Below are 26,457 nucleotides of genomic sequence, written 5' to 3'. Positions count from 1 at the left end.
TACTACTGAAAAAAATAAAAAATCCGCCCTTGTTTTACGAGCATGTATTAAACGTGCAAGTAAATGGGTGGCGGAATTTTAATGAGCAAAGATTGACCTGTCAACCTAAACCGCTCGCAAGGCAGTAGATAACTACCTTGCTAAACTCTAATCCATTGATTAGATTCGGTTTATTGATTTCCAGATAAATCCGCGTTTAAGGCATCAGTTAGTGCTTGAGTCGCCTCTTCTGCACTTACCGTTTGCTCTTCAACAACGTCTTTTTGCTTACGACGAGCCATACGATCTTGATGATACGCAAAACCGGTACCGGCTGGGATCAATCGACCCACAATTACGTTTTCTTTCAGACCGCGTAACTCATCGCTCTTACCATTTACAGCGGCTTCTGTTAGGACACGAGTTGTCTCCTGGAACGAGGCTGCTGAGATGAAAGATTCTGTCGCTAGTGATGCTTTAGTGATACCCATTAACTGGATTTCAAACTTAGCTGGGATCTTACCTTGAGCTTCAAGGTCGCGGTTTGCGATATTAACGCGTGCCACTTCAATTTGCTCACCGGCTAAGAACTCAGTATCACCACCGTCTAGAATGATACATTTACGTAGCATTTGACGAATAATAGTTTCAATGTGCTTATCATTGATCTTAACGCCCTGCAAACGGTAAACCTCTTGCACTTCGTTAACAATGTAGTTAGCAACATGAGTCACACCACGTAGGCGTAAGATGTCATGCGGTGATTCTGGACCATCGGCGATAACTTCACCTTTAGACACTTGCTCACCTTCAAACACGTTAAGTTGACGCCACTTAGGGATCATTTCTTCGTAATGATCGCCTTCAGCTGGAGTAATAACTAAACGTTTCTTACCTTTAGTCTCTTTACCGAAGCTAATCGTACCGGTGATTTCAGCTAAGATAGCTGGATCTTTCGGCTTACGCGCTTCAAATAAGTCGGCTACGCGTGGTAGACCACCCGTGATATCACGAGTTTTCGAACCTTCTTGCGGAATACGTGCTAGTACGTCACCTGGGTTTGCAGTCGCGCCGTCTGTTACTTCAATCGTAGTGAATGAAGGAAGACGTGTTTCTTGCAAGCCACGCTCATCACTTTCAATGATAAGTTTCGGCTCTTTCGCATTCGCTTTAGCAAGATCTTTAACAACTACACGAGTTAAACCCGTTAGTTCGTCAGTCTGTGCTTCAGTATTTGAATCATCGATATCGCTGAACGATACTTTTGATTTATGCTCAAGAACGATTGGGTGACTATGCGGGTCCCAAGTAGCAACAATGTCGTTACCTTGAACTTCTGCATTGTCTTGCACTGTTAATACCGCACCGTAAGGTACTTTATAACGTTCTTTCTCACGACCATAGCTATCAATGATAGTGATTTCTGTAGAACGAGAGGTAATAACAATCTTACCGTCTGTATTTAATACATACTTAGCGTTGTGAAGTTTTAATGTACCGTTAGTTTTAACTTGTACATTATTTTCAGCAGACGCTCTTGATGCCGCACCACCGATGTGGAATGTACGCATCGTAAGCTGTGTACCCGGCTCACCGATTGATTGTGCCGCGATAACACCTACTGATTCACCCGCATTGATGATATGACCACGTGCTAGGTCACGACCATAACACTTAGCACAAACACCAAAGTCGTTATCACAAGTGATAACTGAACGTACACGAACTTCATCAACTGAGTGCTCTTCTAAAAGGTCACACAGTTTTTCGTCAAGCATGATGTTACGTTCTACAAGTACTGTATTAGTACCAGGGATAACAACAGGCTCAGCAACAACACGACCTAGTACACGTTCGCGAAGTGCTTCTACAACGTCACCACCTTCAATAAGCGGTTTCATTGTTAAGCCATCTTCTGTGCCACAATCGTCTTCATTGATTACCAAATCTTGTGCAACGTCTACTAGACGACGCGTTAGGTAACCCGAGTTCGCTGTTTTCAGTGCTGTATCGGCAAGACCTTTACGCGCACCGTGCGTTGAGATGAAGTACTGAAGTACGTTTAGACCTTCACGGAAGTTAGCCGTGATTGGCGTCTCGATGATTGAACCATCTGGACGTGCCATTAGACCACGCATACCTGCTAGCTGACGGATCTGAGCGGCACTACCACGAGCACCTGAGTCGGCCATCATAAACACTGAGTTAAATGACGGTTGCTCTTCTTCTTCACCTTGCGCATTCACTACGGTGTCTTTTGACAAGTTAGCCATCATTTCACGTGATAAGTTTTCATTTACACGTGACCAGATATCGATAACTTTGTTGTACTTTTCACCAGCCGTAACAAGACCTGATTGGAATTGTTGGTTGATTTCAGTTACTTCAGCTTCTGCTGCTTCAATGATTGATGCTTTCACTGGTGGGATAACTAAGTCATCGATACCAATTGAAACACCTGACTTCATTGCGTAGTGGAAACCGGTGTACATAACTTGGTCAGCAAACACAACTGTGTCTTTTAAACCAAGACGACGGTAACACTCATTTAATAAGCTAGAAATTTGCTTTTTACCTAGAGCTTGGTTGATTGACTCAAACGGCATACCTTTAGGTAAAATAAGAGACAGAATTGCACGACCCACTGTAGTATCAATGATAGTAATTGTATCTTCTACAACACCATCTTCATTAGCTACTGATTGGCTAATACGTACTTTCACTTTTGCGTGAAGGTCGGCATTACCACTACGGTATGCTTTTTCTGCTTCTTTAGGATCTTTAAATACGGTGCCTTCGCCTTTGGCGTTAATGCGGTCACGCGTCATGTAATAAAGACCTAATACAACGTCCTGTGAAGGAACGATGATTGGCTCACCATTAGCAGGCGATAAGATGTTGTTTGTAGACATCATTAACGCACGAGCTTCTAGCTGCGCTTCAATTGTTAGCGGTACGTGTACCGCCATTTGGTCACCATCGAAGTCGGCGTTGTAAGCCGCACATACTAATGGATGCAAATGAATCGCTTTACCTTCGATAAGCACAGGTTCAAACGCTTGGATACCCAAACGGTGAAGTGTTGGTGCACGGTTAAGTAATACTGGATGTTCACGAATTACTTCGTCTAGAACATCCCATACTTCCGCTACTTCACGCTCAACCATCTTTTTAGCTGCTTTGATTGTCGTAGCCATGCCACGACGTTCTAATTTGCCATAGATGAATGGTTTGAAAAGCTCTAATGCCATCTTCTTAGGAAGACCACACTGATGAAGCTTAAGTGTAGGACCAACCGTGATTACAGAACGGCCAGAGTAATCTACACGCTTACCAAGTAAGTTCTGACGGAAACGACCTTGCTTACCTTTGATCATATCAGCAAGCGATTTAAGTGGACGTTTGTTAGAACCTGTAATTGCACGACCACGACGACCGTTATCAAGTAGCGCATCAACCGCTTCTTGTAACATACGTTTTTCGTTGCGTACGATAATATCTGGTGCAGCTAAATCTAGTAGACGCTTAAGACGGTTATTACGGTTAATAACACGACGGTAAAGGTCATTTAGATCAGATGTCGCAAAGCGGCCACCGTCTAGCGGTACTAATGGACGTAAGTCAGGTGGCAATACTGGAAGTACTGTCATGATCATCCACTCAGGGTTATTACCTGATTGGTGGAACGATTCCATTAACTTAAGACGTTTAGTGATCTTTTTACGCTTAGTTTCAGAGTTAATTGTTGGTAACTCTTCACGCATCTCTGCAATTAATTGAGCAAGATCGAGTTCACGAAGCAAGTCTAATACTGCTTCAGCACCCATCTTCGCTTCAAACTCATCGCCGTGCTCTTCAAGGGCATCTAGGTATTCTTCTTCACCTAATAGCTGACCACGCTCAAGCGTTGTCATACCAGGCTCAGTTACTACGAATGATTCGAAGTAAAGAACACGTTCAATATCACGAAGCGTCATATCAAGCATTAAGCCGATACGTGACGGTAATGATTTTAAAAACCATATATGCGCAACTGGACTTGCCAGTTCTATATGACCCATACGGTCACGACGCACTTTAGTGAGTGTTACTTCAACGCCACACTTTTCACAGATCACACCACGGTGTTTAAGGCGTTTATATTTACCACATAAACACTCATAATCTTTCACTGGGCCGAAAATACGGGCACAGAATAAGCCATCGCGCTCAGGCTTGAAAGTACGGTAGTTAATAGTCTCAGGTTTCTTTACTTCACCGTATGACCATGAACGAACCATGTCTGGTGAAGCAAGACCAATGCGAATTGCATCGAATTCTTCGGTCTTATTTTGTTGCTTCAGAAACTTAAGTAAGTCTTTCACCTTAGCTCTCCTGTCGGAGTTAATCTTGAGGACGGATGTTCTCGTCCCTACATTCTATTCAGCCATAACAGATGCTGCAGCGTTCACTGCAGCATCTAATTGGCTTAATTTTCTTCCAACTCGATGTTGATACCCAGTGAGCGGATTTCTTTCAACAATACGTTGAACGATTCTGGCATACCTGGTTCCATTTTATGGTTACCATCAACGATGTTTTTATACATCTTAGTACGACCGTTCACGTCATCCGATTTCACTGTTAGCATTTCTTGTAGAGTGTAAGCAGCACCGTAAGCTTCAAGTGCCCATACTTCCATCTCACCAAAACGCTGGCCACCGAACTGTGCTTTACCACCCAGCGGCTGCTGAGTAACAAGGCTGTAAGAACCAGTAGAACGCGCGTGCATCTTATCATCAACCAAGTGGTTAAGTTTAAGCATGTACATGTAACCTACAGTTACTTGACGTTCAAACTGATCGCCAGTACGGCCATCATAAAGTGTAACCTGACCACTTCTAGGGTAGCCGCCTAGCTCTAGCATGTCTTTGATTTCGTCTTCTTTCGCGCCATCAAATGCAGGAGTAGCAATCGGTAAACCACCTTTCAAGTTTTCAGCTAAACGACGAATTTCGTCATCAGAGAAACTAGCGATATCCACAACCTGACGAGATTCACCGATCTCATAAGCTTGTTTGATGAATTCACGTAGCTCATGAAGCTCGCGTTGCTCTTTCATCATTTCTTCTAAGCGCTCACCAATACCGCGTGCAGCTAGACCCATATGTGTTTCAAGGATCTGACCGATGTTCATTCGCGATGGTACACCTAGTGGATTTAGTACGATATCTACCGTACGACCTTTGTCATCGTATGGCATATCTTCTACTGGTACGATAGTCGAGATAACACCTTTGTTACCGTGACGACCCGCCATTTTATCACCCGGTTGGATACGACGTTTAACAGCTAAGTATACTTTAACAATTTTAAGTACACCTGGTGCTAAGTCATCACCTTGGGTAATTTTACGACGTTTGTTTTCAAACTTCTTATCGTATTCAGCTTTAAGCTCATCGTACTGTGCAGCTAGTTGCTCAAGTTCAGCTTGCTTGTCTTCTTCAGCAAGGCTTTGAGTTAGTAACTTTTCAGCATTCAGTGACGCTAAGTTGTCTTCATCGAAGCCAGCTGCCACAAGTAACTTGCGAGCACGCTCTAAAACACCAGCTTCTAGAATACGGAACTCTTCGTTGAAGTCTTTCTTCGCTTCGCGAAGCTGCATGTCTTCAACTTCTAACGCACGCTTATCTTTTTCAACACCATCACGGGTGAAAACTTGTACGTCGATTACAGTACCAGTTACAGAGTTAGGTACACGTAAAGAGCTGTCTTTAACGTCAGACGCTTTTTCACCGAAGATAGCACGTAGTAGCTTCTCTTCTGGTGTTAATTGCGTTTCGCCTTTCGGAGTCACTTTACCTACTAGGATATCGCCGCCTTTAACTTCAGCACCAATATATACAACGCCTGATTCATCAAGCTTGCCTAGTGCAGATTCACCCACGTTCGGGATATCTGCTGTGATCTCTTCTGAGCCTAATTTAGTATCACGGGCGATACACTGTAGTTCTTGAATGTGGATAGTCGTTAGACGATCTTCTTCAACTACGCGCTCTGATAATAAGATTGAATCCTCGAAGTTGTAACCGTTCCATGGCATGAATGCCACGCGAAGGTTTTGACCAAGGGCTAAGTCACCTAAGTCAGTCGAAGGACCATCTGCTAACACATCGCCACGAGTAACCGGCTCACCAACCATACAAGTCGGCTTTTGGTTAATACATGTATTTTGGTTAGAACGTGTGTACTTGGTTAAGTTGTAGATGTCGATGCCCGCTTCACCAGGGATGCGCTCTTCTTCATGTACATTAACAACGATGCGACTTGCGTCGGCATACATTACTTCACCACCACGTTTAGCAACAATCGTTACACCAGAATCTTTTGCTAGTGTTAACTCAATACCTGTACCTACTAACGGTTTGTCCGCTTTCAATGTTGGTACTGCTTGACGTTGCATGTTTGAACCCATCAATGCACGGTTAGCATCATCGTGTTCTAGGAACGGGATAAGTGCTGCCGCTACAGAGATCACCTGTTGTGGTGATACATCCATATATTGCTGGTCCATGCGACCCATAAAGGTTGATTCACCTTTGTGACGACATGGAATAAGTTCATCTACAAACTCATTGGTTTCAGTTAAGTTTGAGTTCGCCTGTGCGATAACAAACTGACCTTCTTCAATGGCTGATAGGTAATCAACTTCATCAGTTACTACACCGTCTACCACTTTGCGGTAAGGTGTTTCTAAGAAACCGTAGTCATTGGTACGTGCATACGTAGACAATGAGTTAATTAGACCGATGTTTGGACCCTCAGGAGTCTCGATTGGACATACGCGACCGTAGTGAGTTACGTGAACGTCACGTACTTCAAAGCCAGCGCGTTCACGAGTTAGACCGCCCGGACCTAATGCAGAAATACGACGCTTATGCGTTACTTCTGATAGCGGGTTATTTTGGTCCATAAACTGTGATAACTGAGACGAGCCGAAGAACTCTTTAACCGCTGCCGAAATAGGCTTAGCGTTAATAAGATCTTGTGGCATTACCGCATCAAGGTCACCTAAGCTTAAACGCTCACGTACAGCACGTTCTACACGTACTAAACCTACACGGAATTGATTCTCAGCCATTTCGCCAACACTACGTATACGACGGTTGCCTAAGTGGTCTATATCATCAACATCGCCAACACCGTTACGAATAGCAATCAATACTTTCATAACCGCTACGATGTCTTCTTTGCTTAATGTGCCAGGGCCTGTGTCTGAATCGTAACCAACACGGCTATTGAACTTCATACGACCTACTGTTGATAAGTCATAGCGTTCTTCTGAGAAGAATAAGTTCTCAAATAAGGCTTCAGCCGCGTCTTTCGTCGGTGGCTCGCCTGGGCGCATCATGCGATAAATTTCTACTAGTGCTTCTAAACGGTTGCTTGACGAGTCAATATTCAACGTATTTGACATGTAAGCGCCGCTGTCCACTTCATTGATGTATAGTGTATCAATGGTCGTGTGACCGGCTTTAACCAATTCAGCCATCATTTCAAGCGTTAGCTCGTCATTTGCAGTAGCAATGATTTCACCTGTTGACTCATCAACATAGTTCTTCGCTAATACACGGCCAATGATGTACTCATGTGGTACTTCTAATTGCTTAATGCCTTTTTTCTCGATGCTCTTGATGTGGCGAGCCGTAACACGACGACCGCTTTCAACAAGGACTTCACCGTCTTCGCTCTTGATATCAAAAGCGGCAGTTTCACCACGTAAACGTGAAGGCACAAGTTCCATAAGAACTTTACCGTCAGCGATTTCAAACGCAGTAGTATCGAAGAAGATATCTAGGATTTCTTCACTCGTGTACTCAAGTGCACGTAAGATGATAGACGCCGGTAATTTACGACGACGGTCAATACGTACATATAAGTTATCTTTTGCATCAAATTCGAAGTCTAACCATGAACCACGGTAAGGAATTACACGTGCGTTATAAAGCACTTTACCTGACGAGTGAGTTTTACCGCGGTCGTTATCAAAGAATACACCAGGGCTACGGTGTAGCTGAGAAACGATAACACGCTCTGTACCATTGATTACAAAAGTACCGGTATCGGTCATGAGCGGAATTTCGCCCATGTAAACTTCTTGCTCTTTAATGTCTTTAACTGTGCCTGGAGCTTCTTTGTCCATTACTACAAGACGCAGTTTCACGCGAAGTGGAGCAGAATAAGTCACACCGCGAATTTGACATTCTTTTACATCGAATACTGGCTCACCAATACGATAACTTACGTATTGAAGCTCAGAATTTCCCGAGTAGCTTTTAATTGGGAACACAGAACGGAAGGCAGCTTCCAAACCATGATCGCCATCAGCGTCCGGGACTAAGAATTTTTTAAACGATTCTAACTGCGTCGACAGTAAGAAAGGTATATCCAAAACTTGTGGACGTTTACCAAAATCCTTACGGATACGTTTCTTTTCAGAATAAGAGTAAGCCATGGGGTTCCTCAGCTTGCTGATCTTTGACCCGACCTGTTCTTGTAAGAACAGACTTAACTGGCATCTATGCCAAGATGTACAACATTAACTGTTGTTCCAACTTAATCCCACCTCAACACTAGCAAACTATAAAGCGTTGAAATTAAAGAATAAATCAGATTTTATTTGCGCTATAAGAATAGTCGCTCTATAGCGCAAAAAGGCCGGTGATTAAATAATCACCAGCCCTTGCCTGATTTCTCAGGCAGCGAACCTAGCAAAAGCTAGATTACTTAACCTCAACTTCAGCACCAGCTTCTGTAAGGTCTTTAGCAAGAGCTTCAGCTTCTTCCTTAGAGATACCTTCTTTAACTGGAGTTGGAGCAGCTTCAACTAGAGCTTTAGCTTCTTTTAAGCCAAGACCAGTTGCGCCACGTACAGCTTTGATTGCCGCAACTTTATTAGCGCCAGCGCCAGTAAGGATTACGTCAAATTCTGTTTTCTCTTCAGCAGCTTCAGCAGCAGGACCTGCTACCATAGCAGCTGCAGCAGTTACGCCGAATTTTTCTTCCATTGCTTCAACTAGAGCAACAACGTCCATTACTGACATTTCAGCAATTGCGTCAAGGATTTGGTCTTTAGTTACAGACATTACAAATTTCCTAATAATTAACGGACTCTAAGGTCCAAATAAATTTACACCGAAAGGGATTAAACAGCTTAAAATTAAGCAGCTTGCTCTTCTTTCTGTACACGTACTGCTTCAATTGTTTTACACAATTTACCAGCAGACGCTTCTTTCATAGCGCTCATTAAGCGTGCAACAGCTTCGTCGTATGTAGGTAGAGTTGCAAGCATAGCTGCGTCTACTACATTACCTTCAAAAGCGGCCGTTTTAAGCTCAAATTTCTCATTCTTTTTCGCGAAGTCTGAAAAGATACGCGCAGCAGCACCTGGGTGCTCTGATGAGAAAGCGATTAAGCTTGGACCAACAAATGAATCAGATAGGCATTCAAAGTCTGTTCCTTCAAGAGCACGTTTAGCTAGAGTGTTACGGACAACTTTCATCCAAACACCCGCTTCGCGAGCTTCTTTACGAAGGGCAGTGATTGCACCAACTGTTACACCACGAGAATCTGCAACTACTGCAGATAGAGCACCAGTGGCTGCTTCGTTGACTTCAGCAACAATTGCCTTTTTGCCTTGAAGATTTAAAGCCATGGGTGTTACTCCTGGTTTAATGGGTTACCGTACATCGGCTTCCCTGTTTTACTCTTCCCCACCAATAAAGGTGGAGATGCTTTTTACGGCGAGAGCCAGAAGATTAGGAAAAATCTATCTGGGGATTCACACCGTCTACGTAGGTAATATTAAGGCCGAAGCCGCCTACGGTCTTGGACGGAAGCCCAATTTATCGCGTTGCCCGAAGGCGCTTCGAAATTATGGACTTCAACCCGAATTCTTTACTTTGCGATTAACTAAATTAATCAGCAAAATGGCGCAAAATTATAGTACAAATTTCACGCCATGTAAACACTCAATTAAGCAACAACTGTGCTTAAAGTGCCTTGGTCAACAGAAACACCTGCGCCCATTGTTGTAGAGATAGTTACTTTCTTCAAGTAAACACCTTTAGCTTGAGAAGGTTTAGCCTTCTTAAGCGCAACAATTAGAGCTTCAAGGTTTTGTTGTAACTGCTCAGCAGTGAAATCAACCTTACCAATAGTAGTATGGATGATACCATTTTTGTCATTGCGGTAACGCACTTGACCTGCTTTCGCATTTTTAACTGCTTCTGCAACGTTAGGTGTTACAGTACCAGTTTTAGGGTTTGGCATTAGACCACGTGGGCCTAAGATTTGACCTAGTTGACCAACAACACGCATAGCGTCTGGTGATGCAACAACAACGTCAAAATTCATCTCGCCTTTCTTAACTAGGTCAGCAAGATCTTCCATGCCTACTAATTCAGCACCGGCTTCTTTTGCAGCTTCTGCATTAGCGCCTTGAGTGAATACAGCAACACGAACGTCACGACCAGTACCGTTAGGTAGTACAGTAGCACCACGAACGTTTTGATCAGATTTACGAGCATCGATACCAAGGTTAACAGCAACGTCAACACTTTCTACGAATTTAGCTGTCGCTAGTTCTTTTAAAAGAGCAACTGCTTCGTTAATTTCGTAATCTTTAGTTACTTCCACTTTTTCGCGGATAGTACGCATACGTTTAGTTAATTTAGCCATTATCTTAGTCCTCTACGTTCAAGCCCATCGCACGCGCAGAACCTGCGATAGTGCGAACCGCAGCTTCTAAATCAGAAGCTGTAAGGTCTGGTTTCTTTGTCTCAACGATTTCTTCAAGTTGAGCACGAGTTACTGTGCCTACTTTTTCAGTGTTAGGACGGCCTGAACCAGATTTGATACCTGCAGCTTTCTTAAGTAAGTAAGCAGCCGGTGGCGTTTTCATGTCGAACGTAAATGAACGGTCGCCGTAAACAGAGATCACTACAGGAACTGGAGCGCCTTTTTCGATAGATTCTGTACGTGCGTTGAACGCTTTACAGAATTCCATGATGTTTACACCGTGTTGACCTAGTGCTGGACCTACTGGAGGACTAGGGTTAGCCATACCAGCAGCAACTTGTAGCTTGATTAGAGCTTCAACTTTCTTAGCCATTATAAATACCTCATTAGGTGGGTCTTAGCCTTGTGCGCGCGAGGACGCGTACTCTAGCGGCTTCCCAGTTTAAAAATTGGTTTCTCACTTTTTAGTAAACAGTTAAACAAACGTTTTCCCTGAATACAAAAAGGCCGCTGATTATAAGTTAATCAGCGGCCTTTTTCAAGCTTCGTGCCAAAAATTTAAAAGTTTTTAACGCGACGCTTTAAATCAATTACTTATCTTGTTCAACTTGACCAAATTCAAGTTCAACTGGCGTAGAACGACCAAAAATAAGTACCGACACTTTAACGCGGCTCTTTTCGTAGTCAACTTCTTCAACCACACCACTAAAGTCTGCAAATGGACCATCAGTAACACGAACCACTTCACCCGGCTCAAATAATGTTGCTGGTTTAGGCGCTTCTGCGTTCTCTTGTAGACGGTTAAGAATACGATCAGCTTCTTTGGTGCTAATAGGTGCTGGACGGTCTGATGTGCCACCAATAAAGCCCATAACACGTTCAGTGCTATTTACTAAGTGCCAGCTTGCATCATTCATATCCATTTGTACTAGTACGTAACCTGGGAAGAATTTACGCTCAGATTTACGCTTTTGACCAGCACGCATCTCTACGACTTCTTCAGTAGGAACTAATACTTCACCAAAGCTATCTTCTAGACCTTTGATTTTAATATGCTCTAATAATGTTTGAGCAACACGCTTCTCATAACCTGAGAAAGCCTGTACTACGTACCAACGTAGTTTCTTTTCGTTATTCTCATCCGACATGGGATCAGATCTCCAATCCAGTTAAAAAGCCTACAGCGCGGAATAAAATGCCATCTAATCCCCAAAGGATTAATGCCATAATCACTGTTGCAACCATTACAATTAATGTCGTGTGCGTTGTTTCTTGACGCGTCGGCCAAACTACCTTGCGTACTTCGATACGCGCTTCTTTTGCAAAAGCAAGGAATGTACGTCCCTTGAAAGTTTGCGAAGCAATAGCTAAACCCGCAGCTATCGCAACCACAACGCCAATAGCACGTAGTAATACAGACTGATCTGCAAACATATGGTTACCAACGACTGCGCCTGCAAGTAGCGCAATTGCTACTAACCACTTTACTGACTCCATCCCACTCGATGGTGTTTCTATATTCGTGCTCATAATATTATTACCTTAACTACAGACACAACAACCCTGCACGTCGACAGGGTTAATCCATTAAAATCTAAACTTAAAAACAAGCTTACTTAAACCGATTTTTAGTTCTAGACTTTACTCACTTTGTAAAAAATTGGCAGGGGCGGAGAGATTCGAACTCCCAACCGTCGGTTTTGGAGACCGCTGTTCTACCAATTGGAACTACGCCCCTGCAAAGTGGATGCCTATTATACTTACGCAATTCATTAACACAAGAGTAAAAAGATACCCATAACTTAAAATCTCACTGACGGCTGTAAAAATCAAACTTAACATTATTAAAAAAGCAGTTTATGATTGTTTCAATTTTAGGAATACTGTTCGCACAAGGAAGCCAGTGCCTTTACTTCAAACCCTATTCAAAACCCTCATTTTAAGTATTTTTTGCTTGTTTCATAGCATGCTTATTGCCCGCCCTATTCACTTAGATACATATTCGAGTGAGCAAGGATTATCGCAAAACTCGATTACATGCAGCATCACTGATGAGCAAGGGTTTCATTGGTTTGCCACACAAGGCGGTCTTAATCGCTTTGATGGTTATGAGTTTAAACGCTTCAAGTCTCACCCTACTGAGGCTAGTATTTCAGGAAACTGGGTCACCGATTGCCTTGATGGCGGCCCTCATGCTATCTGGTTTTCTACAGCCAGTAATGGTTTAAACTTACTTGATACTCAAACCGGTCAATTTAAGGTTTTTAATACGCAAACTGAGTTGGCGATTACTGATAACCGTATATGGTCACTGGCGTCAGATAACCTAAATAATATTTGGTTAGGCCATGAACATGGAAAGTTAACACGATTAAATATAGTCAATAATGAAGTTGAGTCATTTAGCTATAATAGCCCCGAGCAAGCTAATACCGTAATACAAGATATCGTAATAGATGCTCAACAGAATATCTGGTTAGCGACCAACGAGGGATTAATTAAATTTAACCCAGAGCTAAAAACGTTTAAACACATAGCAAAGAGCCATAAGAATTTATGGCGGTTACACTTAAATACACAAGGGCAGCTATTACTAGCAAGCAAACAAGGCCTTAGCCTATTTATTCCAACAACACAGGCTTTTGCGGAGTTTGCTCAATTTACAGATGTATGGATCACCGATATATTAATTGACGACACCGATACCTTGTGGCTTACAAGTTATGGAAAAGGTTTATTTTATAAAACAGAGCAAAGTACATCTAAAAATAACTTTGAGCACATACCGCACAATAAACAGCAACTAAATGGGCTTGCTAATGATTACCTTTTGTCAGTCTATCAAGACCAGTTCGGTATCATTTGGATTGGTACTGATGGCTATGGCTTGCAACGTTATGATAAAAAGCAAAATCAATTTTCGCATCAACAGCATTTGAGCGATCATGAGACTACTATTAGTCATAATTTTGTTCGCGCTCTACTTAAAGATTCACAAGGTCAGTTATGGGTTGGTACGCGTGATGGCTTAAACAAACAAACCGACACTGGCTTTAAGCGCTATAAAGTTAACTCAAAATTGCAAAGCGGCCTTACTAATAATAATGTATTTAGCCTGCATGAAGATAACCAACAGCGACTTTGGGTTGGTACCTATGGCGGTGGGTTACTGCAATACAATCCAGCTGAAGATAATTTTATTGCCTATACAATGCAAAGCCATCAGCTTAGTAGCGATCGAGTTTATGCGATAACGAGCGATCCTAAAGGTAATTTATGGCTAGGTAGTAACCAAGGTTTAACACGCTTTAATCCCGACACTTTAGAGGTTCAACATTACAAGCACGACGATTCAACTAATAGTCTTGCTAACAATACCGTGTTTACTCTGCTTTTTGATCAAAATACAAACGGATTATGGGTCGGGACTCGTGCAGGTTTAAATTATCTAAGCATGGCCGATGAATCATTTACCCATTACCCCGCAAATAGCGAACCGAAAACTGGTTTAAGCCATAATATGGTCACTTCCTTGCACCTGCAAAATAACGATACTTTATGGGTTGGTACCTTTGGTGGTTTAAACCGCCTTGATAAAAAAACACAAAAGATCACTTACACTACCGAACATAATGGATTACTGAACGATAATATTTTTGCTATTAAAGATGATAGTAAAGGCCACTTATGGCTAAGCAGTAACCAAGGGCTCACTCGCTATAATCCCACGAATCAAGCTATGCAGCATTTTTTACCTCGTGACGGCGTGCAGCATAATTCGTTTATTTTAGGTGCCGCTTTTCAAGCAGCTGATGGCGAGCTATTTTTTGGCGGAATCAATGGCTTTAATCAGTTTTACCCTAGTAAACTGCTATTGAGTACTTCAGCCCCAACCCCAGTATTAACTGAGCTATTAATTTATAACCAAGCAAGTTCAACAAAAAACTATCTAACAGATCAAAAACAGCCAGCAAAACTAATAAATCATACTAAAAAACTCTCTTTTCCAACTAGCCAAGGGGTCATTGGCTTTAAATATTCCGCCGTTAATAATGCCTCATCAGCTAATCAATACCAGTATGCTTACAAGCTAAGTGGTTTAGATAAGCAATTTATCTATACCGATGCAAGCCAACGACAAGTTAACTATTCGCAGCTAAGTGCAGGTAATTATCAATTACAATTAAAAGTAAGCGATCAATACGGGCAATGGAGCAAAGTTCACACTATGCTAAAGCTGACAGTAACGCCTCCTTGGTGGCAAACGAAATTGGCGTATGCGGCTTACCTTATAATAGTTTTGATTATTACATGGTTAATTTTAGCGTCACGCTATCGAGCTAAAACCGCAGAGCAACTTATTCAACAAGAAAGAAAGCTCAATCAACTAAAGACCCAATTTTTAGATAATATTAGCCATGAACTTAAAACGCCATTAAGCTTAATTTTAGCGCCAGTAGAAAACTTACAACAGCAACAACTCGGTGCTCAAGCGCAACATCAAGTTTCTATAATCAAGCGTAACGGGCTCCGCCTACTTAATTTAATTAATGAGCTATTACAGCTCAGCCAGCGCCCAAGTGCGACTATAGAATATGTATCCGCTTATTCTATAAGCCCTTTTATAGAACAAATAGTAGACGACTTCGCTATTTTGTTTGCTCAAAAAAATATTAGTTTTTCCTTTAAAGACACCACGCAACAGCCTAATTATATAAATTTAGAAACTAAACATGCTTTATCTATTATTGATAACTTATTGACCAATGCACTTAAATACACCCCATCAAATGAAAGCGTTAATCTAACGCTTTCTAACACAAACAATAATGTTGTTATAACGGTATCTGATACTGGTATTGGTATCGAAGAACACCAGCAAGCGCTTATTTTTGAACGTTTTACTCGTGTTGCAGCACACAACCAAACAGGCAGTGGTATAGGTCTCGCGCTGGTTAAGCAGCTTGTAGAGCAATACGGTGGGCAAATTTCATTAGTTAGTAAAATCAACAAGGGAAGTTGCTTCACAGTCACTTTGCCATTGTGTGAATCAAGTAACTTATTAACGGATAAACAATTATCCCCCTCTCAAACTATGCCGCTAAAAAACAACAAAAAACTACTCATTGTTGAAGATAACGAGGAAATGCGTGAGTTACTGGTTTCACTGTTTAGTGATGACTATACCTGTCTGAGCGCTAATAATGGAGAAGAAGGGCTTTTGCTGTGCCAAACTCAAATGCCCGATGTGGTGCTCAGTGACGTGATGATGCCAACGATGGATGGATATCAACTTCTAAGCGCTATTCGCTCAGACATTTCGATAAACCATATTCCTGTTTTATTACTCTCTGCCAAAGCAGACAGTAATAGTCGTATAAAAGGGCTTGATTTACTGGCCGATGACTACCTGTGTAAACCCTTTGAAGCATCATTATTAAAGAGTCGGATTCATGGTTTATTAGGTATTCGTGATGCGTTAAATAAACACTTAGTTAAACAGCTATCAGCTCAAGTACATGCTGTGACCTTAGATGCGCAAATAGAGCAAAATAAAGATTACACATTTACAGAACGCTTAAAAACAATCTTGCGCGAAAATTATCAAAATGAACTGTTTAGCGTCGAAGAGTTTGCCAGCGCAATGTGTTTGAGCCCTCGCGCACTGCAATTAAAAATGAAAGCTCTTTTTGACGTTACACCCAGTGATTACATTCGCAATACCCGTCTAGAATATGCAGCAAAATTATTAGCAGGTAGCGACTTAACCATAGGTTTAGTTGCAGATAACACCGGCTTTAGTTCTCAAAGTTACTTTGCTCGTTGCTTTAAAGCCAAATATACAGTGACACCTAAACAATATAGAGAAGCACAAACATGTAAAAGTCATTAGCTTCGCATCTGTACTCAAAGCTTTCGCCTGAGTACTATTTTTAAGCTACTGATTTATTTAAATTAACCTTAATTAGCCATTGCTAAAAAAATAACTACAAATGTAATTAAGCAGATAAATTAAGGAAAATACTATGCTCTCATCAATACAAAAAACGCTACTTGCCACAGCATTAATAACGAGCTTAAGCGCATGTCAAAGCACTTCAACCAATGTCACTTCAAATAAAAATTCACCTGACATTAATGAAGTAAGTAAACAAAAATACAATGGTCCTAAAGCACGTATCGCCGTGGCACGTTTCACTGATAAGTCAAATAACTCAAGATGGTGGCGAAAAGAAATTGGTGAAGGTATGGCAGATCAACTTACCACCGCACTTGTTGGCACTAATCGCTTTATTGTATTGGAACGCCAAGCACTAGACGCTGTGCTTTCGGAGCAAGATTTAGCAGTATCAGGCAGAGTGAGTGCACAATCTGGAGCTGCCTATGGCGAAATTGAAGGCGCTGAGATTGTAGTCGTTGCAGCGGTTACCGAGTTTGATGATGACAGTTCAGGTGCAAGTGTTGGTTCGGGCGGTTTTATTGGTGATGTGTTTAGCTCTGTTTCTGCTGGCTTTTCTGGATCGCATATGGCTATTGACCTAAGGTTAATTGATACGCGCACTTCACGTATTTTAGCTGCAACTAGTGTTGAAGGCGGTAGTAAAGATTTTAACTTTACCAGCGCAGCAACAAACTTTGGTGGCGCATTGGTTGGAGGGAGTCTTAGCGGCTGGTCAGATACACCAAAAGAAAAAGCACTACGTGAAGTAATAATTAAAGCCGTTGAGTTTTTAGAAACTAAAATCCCAGACACCTATTATCGCTATAACCAAAACAACACGCTTGCTGCAGGCTATACAGCACCACCACCGCCAAAGGTAGCTAGTAAAAAAGCAGCACCTGCTGCTGTCGATGTGCCGAATCATAGAATGCCACATTATGAAAAAATGGACTTAGCAATGTCTCGTATGAACTTGGTTTGCTTAGGCTATTTAAAAAACCAACCTAATTATGAAGAATTTGAGACTGAAGACGTAAAATACGACCGTCAAACTGTATTAGCACTACGCGAATATCAACAAGAAAAGAGCTTAAAAGTAACAGGCCTTGCCGATGAAACAACAAAGAAATCTTTAGATAACACAAAATGTTTAGCTAAAACTCAAAAATCAGGGCTTGAAAGCTTAGGCAGCATGTTTCAATTTAACTAAGCAACACAATTCATTTAAATCAAAAAAAGCGGCTATCCCCTAGTCGCTTTTAATCTACTCGTAATAACTCACCGCGATAAAAATCACACAGTAACCATATTTGCTCAAATTGATGGGTATTTGGAAAAGCTATTGTTTTTATTACCGCTTCAAAGTCGCTCTTATGCCAAATAGTGCTAGCGTTACGAATTAGCAACCAGGTACGTTTTGAGTAATAACGCTTAGTCGCTTTTTGTTTGAGCAATCGTCCTAATGCTGATTGCAGTCGGTTTTCACTGGGTTGTTGTGCCATATCAGCTAAATCACGTTGCATTTGTATCGATAATGGCCGACCTAACACGGCCATTGCTTCGGTTTCGCTGGCATATAAATGCGCTACTTCTATATCGAGTTGCTCATTTTCTTGATAACAACTTACATCGGGTCTATTCGGTTCATTATGCCAAATGTGGCGCATATGAATGCCGGTTTGCTGCTCATAGCAACGCAAAAACAACTTAGCTGCATCGTGCTCTAACTGTTGTTTTTCGGCATCACTGCTGCGCTTCATGCAATACCTTATAAACGTCATTTAACAGCGAGGAAGCGCCAAACCTAAATGTCTCTGGTGCTAAATATTCATGCCCCATAATCTCAGTTGTTAGCTGCAAATAAGCATTGGCATCACCTGTCGTTTTCACACCGCCTGCGGCCTTAAAGCCAACTGTTTTTGATGACTTTTTGATGGTATTAAGCATAATTTCAGTTGCTTCAAGCGTGGCATTAACCGCGACTTTACCGGTGCTGGTTTTTACAAAATCAGCTCCCCCTTGAATAGCAAGCTCGGTTGCTTGAGCAATAAGTGCAGGTGTTTTTAGCTCACCGCTTTCAATAATCACTTTAAGTTTAGCGCGACTACCACATGCTTTTTTACTTTCACTCACGTATTCCAGCACGGTATCGGCTTCGCCTTTTATAAGCGCTTTATAAGGAATGACCAAGTCAATTTCATCGGCCCCGCCTTCTATGGCTATTAGCGTTTCATTAAGCACTTCATTAAGTGGCGCCTCACCTGTGGGAAAGTTGGTTACTGTGGCCACTTTTACATGACTCAATAATCGATTAGCGAGCGCTATTTTTGCATCATCTACAAATTCACTAAACACACAAACTGCAGCGGGTATGCCTAACTTAGGATCAATACTGTTTACTAATGCATTAATACTAGCTTGATTATCATCGGTGTTTAAACTGGTTAAATCCATTAAACTAACAACTAGCATGGCGTTTTGAGTATTATTTGTCATTTTATGCCCATGAAATTTTAAAAACCTTAAACTATATAAGCATCATAGCTTAACCTTGCTATAGCTCATAACCAAACACTATAAGCGCGTTTTTTATACTAAATAGCACTCTAACCCTTACTAAATAAGATTTAGACCTAAAAAACATAGTTTATATAACTTTTGAGTATATCAACTAAGATTTAATTATTTTTTACTTATCAATAGCCGCTATATTCTGCCTGTGTATTAAACACTTTATTATCTTTTTAGGGGCGTTACTCAGTGCAATATTTACCTATCTTTACCAAACTCGACAACAAGCCAGTATTGGTGGTTGGCGGTGGAGAAGTTGCCTTGCGAAAATGCCGCGCGTTCTTAAAAGCGCGTGCTGCAGTAACCTTAGTTGCCCCGTGGTTTTGTGATGAATTAAAAGAACATGCGCACAGCAATGAAGTTACTTTAATAGATGCCTATTTTGAAGAGTCACACCTTGATGGCAAAATTTTGATCATTGCCGCCACCGACAATGATGAAGTTAATAATACGGTTTTTGAACTCGCCAATGCACGTAATGTGTTTGTGAACGTGGTGGATGATCAACCTAAATGTACGTTTATTTTTCCCTCTATTGTTGATCGCAACCCAATTACCATTGCGATTTCAAGTGCAGGTACCGCACCGGTATTAGCAAGACGTTTACGTGAAAAGCTCGAAACACTTATCCCGCAACACATTGGTCCACTCGCCAACTTAGTTGGTGGCTTTCGCCATAAAGTAAAACAGCGCTTTAAACACTTTGCCGATCGTCGCCAGTTTTGGGAAGGTGTGTTTGATTCATCAGTAGTGAGTAAAGTCCAAACCGGTAATACCCATGGCGCTGAACAACAACTAGAGCAAATGCTAGATGCCAAAGTAGAGCCAGAAGGTGAAGTATACGTAGTAGGTGCAGGCCCTGGGGATCCAGAGTTACTCACCCTAAAAGCATTGCAGCTAATGCAACAAGCCGACGTGGTGGTATATGATTATTTAGTTTCCGACGAAATTATGGAATTAGTACGCCGCGATGCCGATTTAATTTGTGTGGGTAAGCGCTTAGGCGATCATAGCGTAGCCCAAGAAGACACTAATCAGATGCTAGTTGATTTAGCGCAACAAGGTAAAAAAGTATGTCGTATTAAAGGCGGCGACCCATTTATTTATGGTCGTGGTGGCGAAGAAGTACAAGTACTGGCAGCCAATAACGTAAATTACCAAATAGTGCCAGGTATAACGGCGGCTGCAGGCTGTAGTGCCTATGCAGGTATTCCTTTAACGCATCGCGATCATGCTCAAGCTATTCAATTTGTTACTGGTCACTGTAAAAAGGAAGGCCAAGAGCTTAATTGGCAGTCGCTTGCACAAAAAAACCAAACACTGGCTATTTATATGGGGGTGATTAAATCGCCGCATATTCAAGCCGAGCTATTAAAACATGGGCGAGAAGCAACAACACCAGTGGCAATTATTGAAAACGGCACACGTAAAAATCAACGCGTAGTTACCGGACAGTTAGACCAATTAGCGCAGCTCATTGAGCAGCATCAAATAATTTCGCCCGCGTTACTCATTATAGGTGAAGTGGCCTCACTACATGACCAATTACACTGGTTTGGTGAAAAAGCGCAGATCAGCAGCTTTGCTCAACCACTGACAGACGTAGCGTAATTTAACAGATTTTAATTTAATCATTTTAGTAGGACGACCAACAATGGCTTTAACTCACCTTCAGCAACTTGAAGCTGAAAGTATCAAAATCATGCGCGAAGTCGCCGCTGAGTTTGAGAACCCAGTTATGCTTTACTCAATCGGTAAAGACTCATCGGTACTTTTGCATTTAGCACGTAAAGCATTTTACCCTGCAAAAATTCCGTTTCCGTTATTACACGTAGACACCAACTGGAAGTTTCGTGAAATGATTGAGTTTCGCGACCGTTTAGCTAAAGAGTACGGCTTTGATTTAATCGTACACAAAAACCCTGAAGGCATCGAAATGGGTGTAGGCCCATTCACGCATGGTTCGGGTAAACATACCGATATCATGAAAACTCAAGGGCTAAAGCAAGCGCTGAATAAATACGGTTTTGATGCCGCATTTGGTGGCGCACGTCGTGATGAAGAGAAATCACGAGCTAAAGAGCGTGTTTACTCATTTCGTGATAAACACCATCGCTGGGATCCTAAAAACCAACGTCCTGAGCTTTGGAATACCTATAACAGCCAAGTGAACCCAGGAGAAAGCATTCGTGTATTCCCACTGTCTAACTGGACTGAACTAGATATTTGGCAATACATATATCAAGAAAACATCGAAATGGTGCCACTTTACCTTGCTAAAGAGCGCCCTGTAGTAGAGCGCGATGGTACTTTAATTATGGTTGATGACGATCGCATGCCACTTAATGAAGGTGAAGTACCGCAAATGAAGTCGGTTCGCTTTAGAACATTAGGCTGTTATCCACTAACAGGTGCAGTTGAATCTACCGCCAGCAATCTAACCGAAATTATTGAAGAAATGCTGCTTTCATCGTCATCTGAACGTGAAGGTCGAGTGATTGATCATGATTCAGCAGGCTCTATGGAGAAGAAAAAACGTGAGGGGTACTTCTAATGTCTAACCTAAATAACGATACATTTAATGAAGTAAAAGAAATTGGTATAGACGCTTACCTAGCACGTCAACAAGATAAAAGCTTATTGCGTATGCTGACTTGTGGCAGTGTGGATGACGGTAAATCAACCTTAATTGGCCGCCTACTGCACGATAGTCACCAAATTTATGAAGATCAGCTAGCCGCGCTTCATAAAGATAACGAAAAAGTGGGTAACGCCGGTGAAGATCTTGATTTAGCACTGTTAGTAGATGGCCTACAAGCTGAGCGTGAGCAAGGTATAACAATTGACGTAGCGTACCGCTACTTTTCAACCGCTAAACGTAAGTTTATTATAGCCGACACCCCAGGGCATGAGCAGTATACCCGAAACATGGTTACTGGCGCTTCAACTAGTGATGTTGCCATTATTTTAGTGGATGCGCGCTATGGCGTGCAGGTACAAACTAAGCGTCATAGCTTTATTTGTGACTCATTAGGCATTAAGCAGTTCGTGGTTGCGGTTAACAAAATGGATATTGTTGATTTTGATGAAACCGTTTATGAAAAAATTAAAGCCGATTATTTAAAATTTGCCGAGCAACTTAACGTATCAAATATTAAGTTTGTGCCTATGTCGGCGCTTAAAGGCGATAACGTAGTAACTCGCTCTGCGCACACTCCTTATTACACTGACAAGCCGTTGCTTGAGCTGTTAGAAGATTCACCAGCCGCTGAAATCGACACCGGTTTTGAAGCGCGTCTTCCGGTGCAATACGTGGTACGCCCTAATCTAAACTTCCGTGGTTTTCAAGGCACGCTTACATCAGGTAAATTACGTGTAGGTGATGAAGTAAAGGTACTGCCATCAGGTAAAACATCACATATTAAAGAAATTGTTACTTTTGATGGCAACCTAGATACTGCACAAGCTGGCCAAGCAATTACGGTTACTCTTAATACTGAAATAGATATTAGCCGAGGAGACGTTATTGTGCCTGCAAATTCGCAAGCTCAAGTAACCAACCAATTACAGGCTAAAATTGTGTGGATGCACGAGTCGCCATTGGTGCTTGGTAAAAGCTACAACCTTAAACTTGGCAGCAAAAACACCTCGGCCACGGTCACAAAAATTGATCACACTATTGATGTAAACACGCTAGAGCATGGCAGTGCAGATTCATTGCAGTTAAACGAAATTGCGATTGTGACACTGGAGCTGACCGAGACTATTTTAGCCGACCAGTACCATCATAATCATGAAACCGGTTCGTTTATTCTTATTGATCGCTTATCAAACTTAACGGTTGCAGCAGGAATGATAGAACAGGTACTGCAAAGTGAAGAAAACGCAGGACAATACAGCGACTTTGAAGTTGAATTTAACGCCCTCGTACGCAAGTACTTCCCGCATTGGCAAGCGCTTGATATTTCAAAGCTATAACGTTAATGAACGCCTGTTAGGAACATTTAAAGCATGGTAGAACAGCTCATTTTAACAGGCATTATGTTGCTTTTAGTCGGGTGCCTTTTTGGCACCCGTATTAATCCTGCATGGTTATTTGTAAGTGCCATAGGCACAAGCTATCTAACTGGGTTAATAGATTTAGAAAGCATGCTGGTTAATTACACTAACTCATCATTAATTACTTTAGTGTTATTAATTTTAGTGTCGATAGCGATAGAAAAAACCACGCTTATTCAGCGTTTAGCCAAATCGTTATCCAATGGTAGTTTAGTTAAGTCAGTAACTAAATTAGGGCTGTCTACCGCCTTTTTATCGTCGTTTACTAATAATACCGCGGTAGTTGCCTCATTAATTACCGCCATAAAGGATAACCCAAACCACTCTCCCTCAAAGCTATTGTTACCCCTGTCGTACACCGCGATTTTAGGGGGTACTATTACGCTTATTGGCACCTCTACTAACTTAATCGTAAATGGCTTTGCAGTAGATGCGGGCATGGCGCCACTGGGCTTTTTTGATTTTACCTTGGTGGGTTTGGGCGCACTTAGTGTGGGCTTAATTACTATTTTGGTGATGCTAAAATGCCTGCCCGACAATGGTAAAAATAGCCAAGAGGTGGTGCCTTTTTATCTAGAAGGGAAAGTGCAAACTGGTTCTAAACTAATAAATCGTACTGTAGAAGAAAATGGTTTACGCGATTTAAAAGACTTGTTTCTGGCTGAAATTATTCGTGATGGCAACCGTATTTGCGCCGTGACCCCCCAACATATTATTCAACAAGACGACATACTGCTGTTTGTGGGCGACATAAAGTCAGTGCCTTTGCTTACTCGCTTTGATGGCTTAAAAGTGGTGCACGACAAACACGAAAAAGACATTGAACACCTCGTTGAAGTTGTCGTTAGTCAGTCGTCTAAATTAATTGGCAAAACGGTAAAAGAAGCCCGCTTTAGAGAGCAATTTCATGCGGCCGTTATTGCTATCCGCCGTGGGCATGACCGTTTACAAGGCGGGCTTGGGCAAGTGCGATTACAAGCGGGTGATTCACTCATTCTCGCCCCTGGTAAAAGCTTTTATGACTTAACTAACTTAAAACGCGAGTTTGTGTATATTTCAGGGCTTGATTTACAAACCCACCTCAGTGCAAAGCAATCAAATATTGTATTGTTAAGCTTTGCGGGTGTACTGGGATTAAGTATTTTAGGTGCAGTACCGCTGGTTAAAGGCTTGTTAGTGTTACTTATTGGCCTAATGCTGTGTGGTACTATCAAACTAAGCGAAATAAAGCGCCGCTTTCCTATTGAGTTACTTGCTGTCGTGGGCAGTGCTATAGGTTTAGCTAAGCTGATGATAGGCACCGGCCTTGCCGGGCAAATATCAGACGCCATGTTTGTAGTGCTGGGCGACTTTGGCCCTTATGGCGCGTTTATCGCTATCTTTTTAATGACCGTATTATTTACCGAATTAATCACTAATAATGCTGCTGCAGCGCTATCGTTTCCGGTTGCCTACTCACTAGCCATTGGCTTTAACGTAGAACCTTTGCCGTTTATTATGGCAGTTGCATTTGGCGCTTCAGCCAGCTTTATTTCACCTTTTGGTTATCAAACTAACTTAATGGTTTATAGCGCAGGTAACTATCGACTAAAAGACTATGTAATGATGGGGCTACCGCTTTCTATTATTTATTCAATCACCGTACTGACTTTGATCCCGCTGGTATTTCCGTTTTAATGCCCGCGTTTATAGCATAAAGAGACACAGCAAATGGATAACAATATTGTTTGGCATAATTACGCCACCACTAAAGTACAGCGCAGCGAACAAAAAAAGCATAAGCCGGCTATTTTATGGTTTACTGGTTTTTCTGGCTCAGGTAAAAGTACCGTTGCGAATGCACTAGAAGCAGCACTCAATCAGCAAGGTGCGCACACGTACCTACTTGATGGCGACAATGTACGCCATGGTTTATGTAAAGATTTAGGCTTTAGTGATGCCGATCGCGTTGAAAATATCCGCCGCGTAGGCGAAACCGCCAAGCTAATGGTTGACGCTGGTTTGTTAGTCCTTACTGCGTTTATATCCCCCTTTAAAGCTGAGCGCGACATGGTTCGTGAGTTAGTTGATGAGGGTGAATTTATCGAAGTATTCATCGACACCCCTCTTGAGGTGTGCGAAAGTCGCGACCCAAAAGGCTTATATAAAAAGGCGCGCGCTGGTGAAATTAAACACTTTACCGGGATTGATTCAACTTACCAGCCGCCGGTTAATCCTGAAATAATTTTAGATACCAGTAAAAACACCCTAGACCAATCGGTAGCTCAACTGATAACGTATCTAAAACATCAGCATATACTATAGGCCCATCTAATGAACCAAACTGAACTGCTAGAAGAAACCCTTATTCTCGCTCGCGAAGCGGGAAGCGCGATTATGGGTATTTACAACAAAGACTTCAACGTTGAATACAAAGCTGATGAAAGCCCCGTAACCGACGCCGACTTAGCAGCTCATAAAATCATTAGTGCAGGGCTCAAAAAGCTCACTCCCGATATTCCTGTATTGAGTGAAGAAAGTGCCGACATTGGTTGGGACGTACGCCAAACATGGAACAGCTATTGGCTGGTTGACCCAATTGATGGCACCAAAGAATTTATTAAAAAGAACGGTGAATTTACCGTTAATATTGCCCTAATCGAAAATGGCAAACCAGTTTTAGCTGTGGTTGATGCCCCTGCGCTAGGTGTATCGTACATAGCCGCCGAAGCCATTGGTGCTTTTAAAGACAAAGGCGATGAGCGCATCGAGCTTAAAGTCACCACTAAGCCTAACAAAGGGCTTATTCGTGTTGTAGGCAGTCGCTCGCACCCCTCCCCTGATTTAGCTGAATTTGTAAAACGCTTTGATGAGGTTGAAATGGTGTCAAAAGGCAGTTCACTGAAACTGTGTTTAGTCGCCGAAGGCAGTGCTGATATTTACCCCCGCTTGGGCCCAACCTGTGAATGGGATACCGGAGCAGGCCATGCTATTGCCGAAATAGCCGGTGCAAAAGTGACTAAGCTCGATGGCAGCCCGCTTATTTATAACAGCAAAGATGAATACTTGAATCCGTATTTTGTGGTGAGTGCGATAGAAGAATAAAAGCTAAGAGTTGCGGGCTGCGGGCTTAGAGTCGCGAGCAGTTC

Annotated in this window: 18 protein-coding genes and 1 tRNA gene; 8 read left to right on the top strand and 11 right to left on the bottom strand. The window is 42.1% G+C overall.

Annotated features, from left to right (window positions below; all coding sequences use genetic code 11):
- Positions 1 to 170 precede the first annotated feature (170 nt).
- From rpoC to ACNSN2_RS00540, 9 genes are all read right to left on the bottom strand, one after another.
- Positions 171 to 4,343, bottom strand: a complete 4,173-nt coding sequence (gene rpoC / locus ACNSN2_RS00580) for a DNA-directed RNA polymerase subunit beta' (protein WP_054202751.1) — start codon at positions 4,341 to 4,343, stop codon at positions 171 to 173.
- 104 nt (positions 4,344 to 4,447) lie between these two features.
- Positions 4,448 to 8,473: a DNA-directed RNA polymerase subunit beta gene (gene rpoB / locus ACNSN2_RS00575; RefSeq protein WP_010392125.1), complete on the bottom strand. Its 4,026-nt coding sequence runs from the start codon at positions 8,471 to 8,473 to the stop codon at positions 4,448 to 4,450.
- A gap of 268 nt (positions 8,474 to 8,741) precedes the next feature.
- A complete protein-coding gene (gene rplL / locus ACNSN2_RS00570) occupies positions 8,742 to 9,104 on the bottom strand; it encodes a 50S ribosomal protein L7/L12 (RefSeq protein WP_008108465.1) in 363 nt (120 codons plus the stop codon).
- Between the two features lie 74 nt (positions 9,105 to 9,178).
- Complete coding sequence (gene rplJ / locus ACNSN2_RS00565; RefSeq protein ID WP_008108464.1) at positions 9,179 to 9,673, bottom strand: 50S ribosomal protein L10; 495 nt, start codon at positions 9,671 to 9,673, stop codon at positions 9,179 to 9,181.
- A 320-nt stretch (positions 9,674 to 9,993) separates the two neighbouring features.
- Positions 9,994 to 10,698 carry a 50S ribosomal protein L1 gene (gene rplA / locus ACNSN2_RS00560; protein WP_010392122.1) on the bottom strand — a complete coding sequence of 235 codons (705 nt, stop codon included), beginning with the start codon at positions 10,696 to 10,698 and terminating at the stop codon, positions 9,994 to 9,996.
- Positions 10,699 to 10,702: 4 nt separating this feature from the next.
- Positions 10,703 to 11,131, bottom strand: coding sequence for a 50S ribosomal protein L11 (rplK, locus tag ACNSN2_RS00555; protein WP_008108462.1), 429 nt, complete (start codon positions 11,129 to 11,131; stop codon positions 10,703 to 10,705).
- 217 nt (positions 11,132 to 11,348) lie between these two features.
- Positions 11,349 to 11,906 carry a transcription termination/antitermination protein NusG gene (nusG, locus tag ACNSN2_RS00550; RefSeq protein ID WP_008108460.1) on the bottom strand — a complete coding sequence of 186 codons (558 nt, stop codon included), beginning with the start codon at positions 11,904 to 11,906 and terminating at the stop codon, positions 11,349 to 11,351.
- 4 nt (positions 11,907 to 11,910) lie between these two features.
- Positions 11,911 to 12,288: a preprotein translocase subunit SecE gene (gene secE / locus ACNSN2_RS00545; RefSeq protein ID WP_054202752.1), complete on the bottom strand. Its 378-nt coding sequence runs from the start codon at positions 12,286 to 12,288 to the stop codon at positions 11,911 to 11,913.
- Positions 12,289 to 12,419: 131 nt separating this feature from the next.
- Positions 12,420 to 12,496: transfer RNA gene (locus tag ACNSN2_RS00540), tRNA-Trp, on the bottom strand.
- A 165-nt stretch (positions 12,497 to 12,661) separates the two neighbouring features.
- Here ACNSN2_RS00540 and ACNSN2_RS00535 point away from each other — a divergent pair.
- Positions 12,662 to 16,651, top strand: a complete 3,990-nt coding sequence (locus ACNSN2_RS00535) for a two-component regulator propeller domain-containing protein (protein ID WP_418608123.1) — start codon at positions 12,662 to 12,664, stop codon at positions 16,649 to 16,651.
- 133 nt (positions 16,652 to 16,784) lie between these two features.
- Positions 16,785 to 17,909 (top strand): CsgG/HfaB family protein, encoded by a 1,125-nt coding sequence (locus ACNSN2_RS00530; RefSeq protein WP_418608122.1) that lies wholly within the window; start codon positions 16,785 to 16,787, stop codon positions 17,907 to 17,909.
- A gap of 49 nt (positions 17,910 to 17,958) precedes the next feature.
- Here ACNSN2_RS00530 and ACNSN2_RS00525 read toward each other — a convergent pair whose 3' ends face one another.
- The gene (locus tag ACNSN2_RS00525) at positions 17,959 to 18,459 is read right to left on the bottom strand and encodes a hypothetical protein (protein WP_054202755.1); all 501 of its coding nucleotides are present in this window, start codon (positions 18,457 to 18,459) and stop codon (positions 17,959 to 17,961) included.
- Positions 18,443 to 19,195, bottom strand: coding sequence for a deoxyribose-phosphate aldolase (deoC, locus tag ACNSN2_RS00520; protein ID WP_418608120.1), 753 nt, complete (start codon positions 19,193 to 19,195; stop codon positions 18,443 to 18,445). The genes ACNSN2_RS00525 and deoC overlap by 17 nt, the downstream gene beginning before the upstream one ends.
- Before the next feature lie 264 nt (positions 19,196 to 19,459).
- Between deoC and cysG the strand changes: the two genes are divergently transcribed.
- The 6 genes from cysG to cysQ are packed head-to-tail and all read left to right on the top strand — an operon-like array spanning position 19,460 to position 26,413.
- A complete protein-coding gene (gene cysG / locus ACNSN2_RS00515; protein WP_418608118.1) occupies positions 19,460 to 20,881 on the top strand; it encodes a siroheme synthase CysG in 1,422 nt (473 codons plus the stop codon).
- Positions 20,882 to 20,924: 43 nt separating this feature from the next.
- Entirely contained in the window at positions 20,925 to 21,824 is a 900-nt protein-coding gene (gene cysD / locus ACNSN2_RS00510) for a sulfate adenylyltransferase subunit CysD (protein WP_008108450.1), read from the top strand.
- Positions 21,824 to 23,248, top strand: coding sequence for a sulfate adenylyltransferase subunit CysN (cysN, locus tag ACNSN2_RS00505; protein ID WP_418608115.1), 1,425 nt, complete (start codon positions 21,824 to 21,826; stop codon positions 23,246 to 23,248). Before cysD ends, cysN begins: the two co-directional genes overlap by 1 nt.
- Before the next feature lie 33 nt (positions 23,249 to 23,281).
- Positions 23,282 to 25,006, top strand: a complete 1,725-nt coding sequence (locus ACNSN2_RS00500; protein ID WP_055012484.1) for an SLC13 family permease — start codon at positions 23,282 to 23,284, stop codon at positions 25,004 to 25,006.
- Between the two features lie 33 nt (positions 25,007 to 25,039).
- Positions 25,040 to 25,633, top strand: coding sequence for an adenylyl-sulfate kinase (gene cysC / locus ACNSN2_RS00495; protein ID WP_008108444.1), 594 nt, complete (start codon positions 25,040 to 25,042; stop codon positions 25,631 to 25,633).
- A gap of 9 nt (positions 25,634 to 25,642) precedes the next feature.
- Entirely contained in the window at positions 25,643 to 26,413 is a 771-nt protein-coding gene (gene cysQ, locus ACNSN2_RS00490) for a 3'(2'),5'-bisphosphate nucleotidase CysQ (RefSeq protein ID WP_418608112.1), read from the top strand.
- Positions 26,414 to 26,457: the final 44 nt, after the last annotated feature.

Origin of the sequence: Pseudoalteromonas sp. US3C1013, from assembly GCF_048401115.1 — a bacterium.
GTDB classification, from domain to species: Bacteria; Pseudomonadota; Gammaproteobacteria; order Enterobacterales; family Alteromonadaceae; genus Pseudoalteromonas; species Pseudoalteromonas undina.
Note: the sequence above shows the minus strand (reverse complement) of the source record. Positions and strands in the feature narration are given on the sequence as shown.

Coding starts and splice junctions, on each gene's coding strand:
- rpoB (WP_010392125.1), bottom strand. CDS start 8,473: ATGGCTTACTCTTATTCTGAAAAGAAACGTATCCGTAAGGATTTTGGT.
- rplL (WP_008108465.1), bottom strand. CDS start 9,104: ATGTCTGTAACTAAAGACCAAATCCTTGACGCAATTGCTGAAATGTCA.
- rplJ (WP_008108464.1), bottom strand. CDS start 9,673: ATGGCTTTAAATCTTCAAGGCAAAAAGGCAATTGTTGCTGAAGTCAAC.
- rplA (WP_010392122.1), bottom strand. CDS start 10,698: ATGGCTAAATTAACTAAACGTATGCGTACTATCCGCGAAAAAGTGGAA.
- rplK (WP_008108462.1), bottom strand. CDS start 11,131: ATGGCTAAGAAAGTTGAAGCTCTAATCAAGCTACAAGTTGCTGCTGGT.
- nusG (WP_008108460.1), bottom strand. CDS start 11,906: ATGTCGGATGAGAATAACGAAAAGAAACTACGTTGGTACGTAGTACAG.
- secE (WP_054202752.1), bottom strand. CDS start 12,288: ATGAGCACGAATATAGAAACACCATCGAGTGGGATGGAGTCAGTAAAG.
- ACNSN2_RS00530 (WP_418608122.1), top strand. CDS start 16,785: ATGCTCTCATCAATACAAAAAACGCTACTTGCCACAGCATTAATAACG.
- ACNSN2_RS00525 (WP_054202755.1), bottom strand. CDS start 18,459: ATGAAGCGCAGCAGTGATGCCGAAAAACAACAGTTAGAGCACGATGCA.
- deoC (WP_418608120.1), bottom strand. CDS start 19,195: ATGACAAATAATACTCAAAACGCCATGCTAGTTGTTAGTTTAATGGAT.
- cysD (WP_008108450.1), top strand. CDS start 20,925: ATGGCTTTAACTCACCTTCAGCAACTTGAAGCTGAAAGTATCAAAATC.
- cysN (WP_418608115.1), top strand. CDS start 21,824: ATGTCTAACCTAAATAACGATACATTTAATGAAGTAAAAGAAATTGGT.
- ACNSN2_RS00500 (WP_055012484.1), top strand. CDS start 23,282: ATGGTAGAACAGCTCATTTTAACAGGCATTATGTTGCTTTTAGTCGGG.
- cysC (WP_008108444.1), top strand. CDS start 25,040: ATGGATAACAATATTGTTTGGCATAATTACGCCACCACTAAAGTACAG.
- cysQ (WP_418608112.1), top strand. CDS start 25,643: ATGAACCAAACTGAACTGCTAGAAGAAACCCTTATTCTCGCTCGCGAA.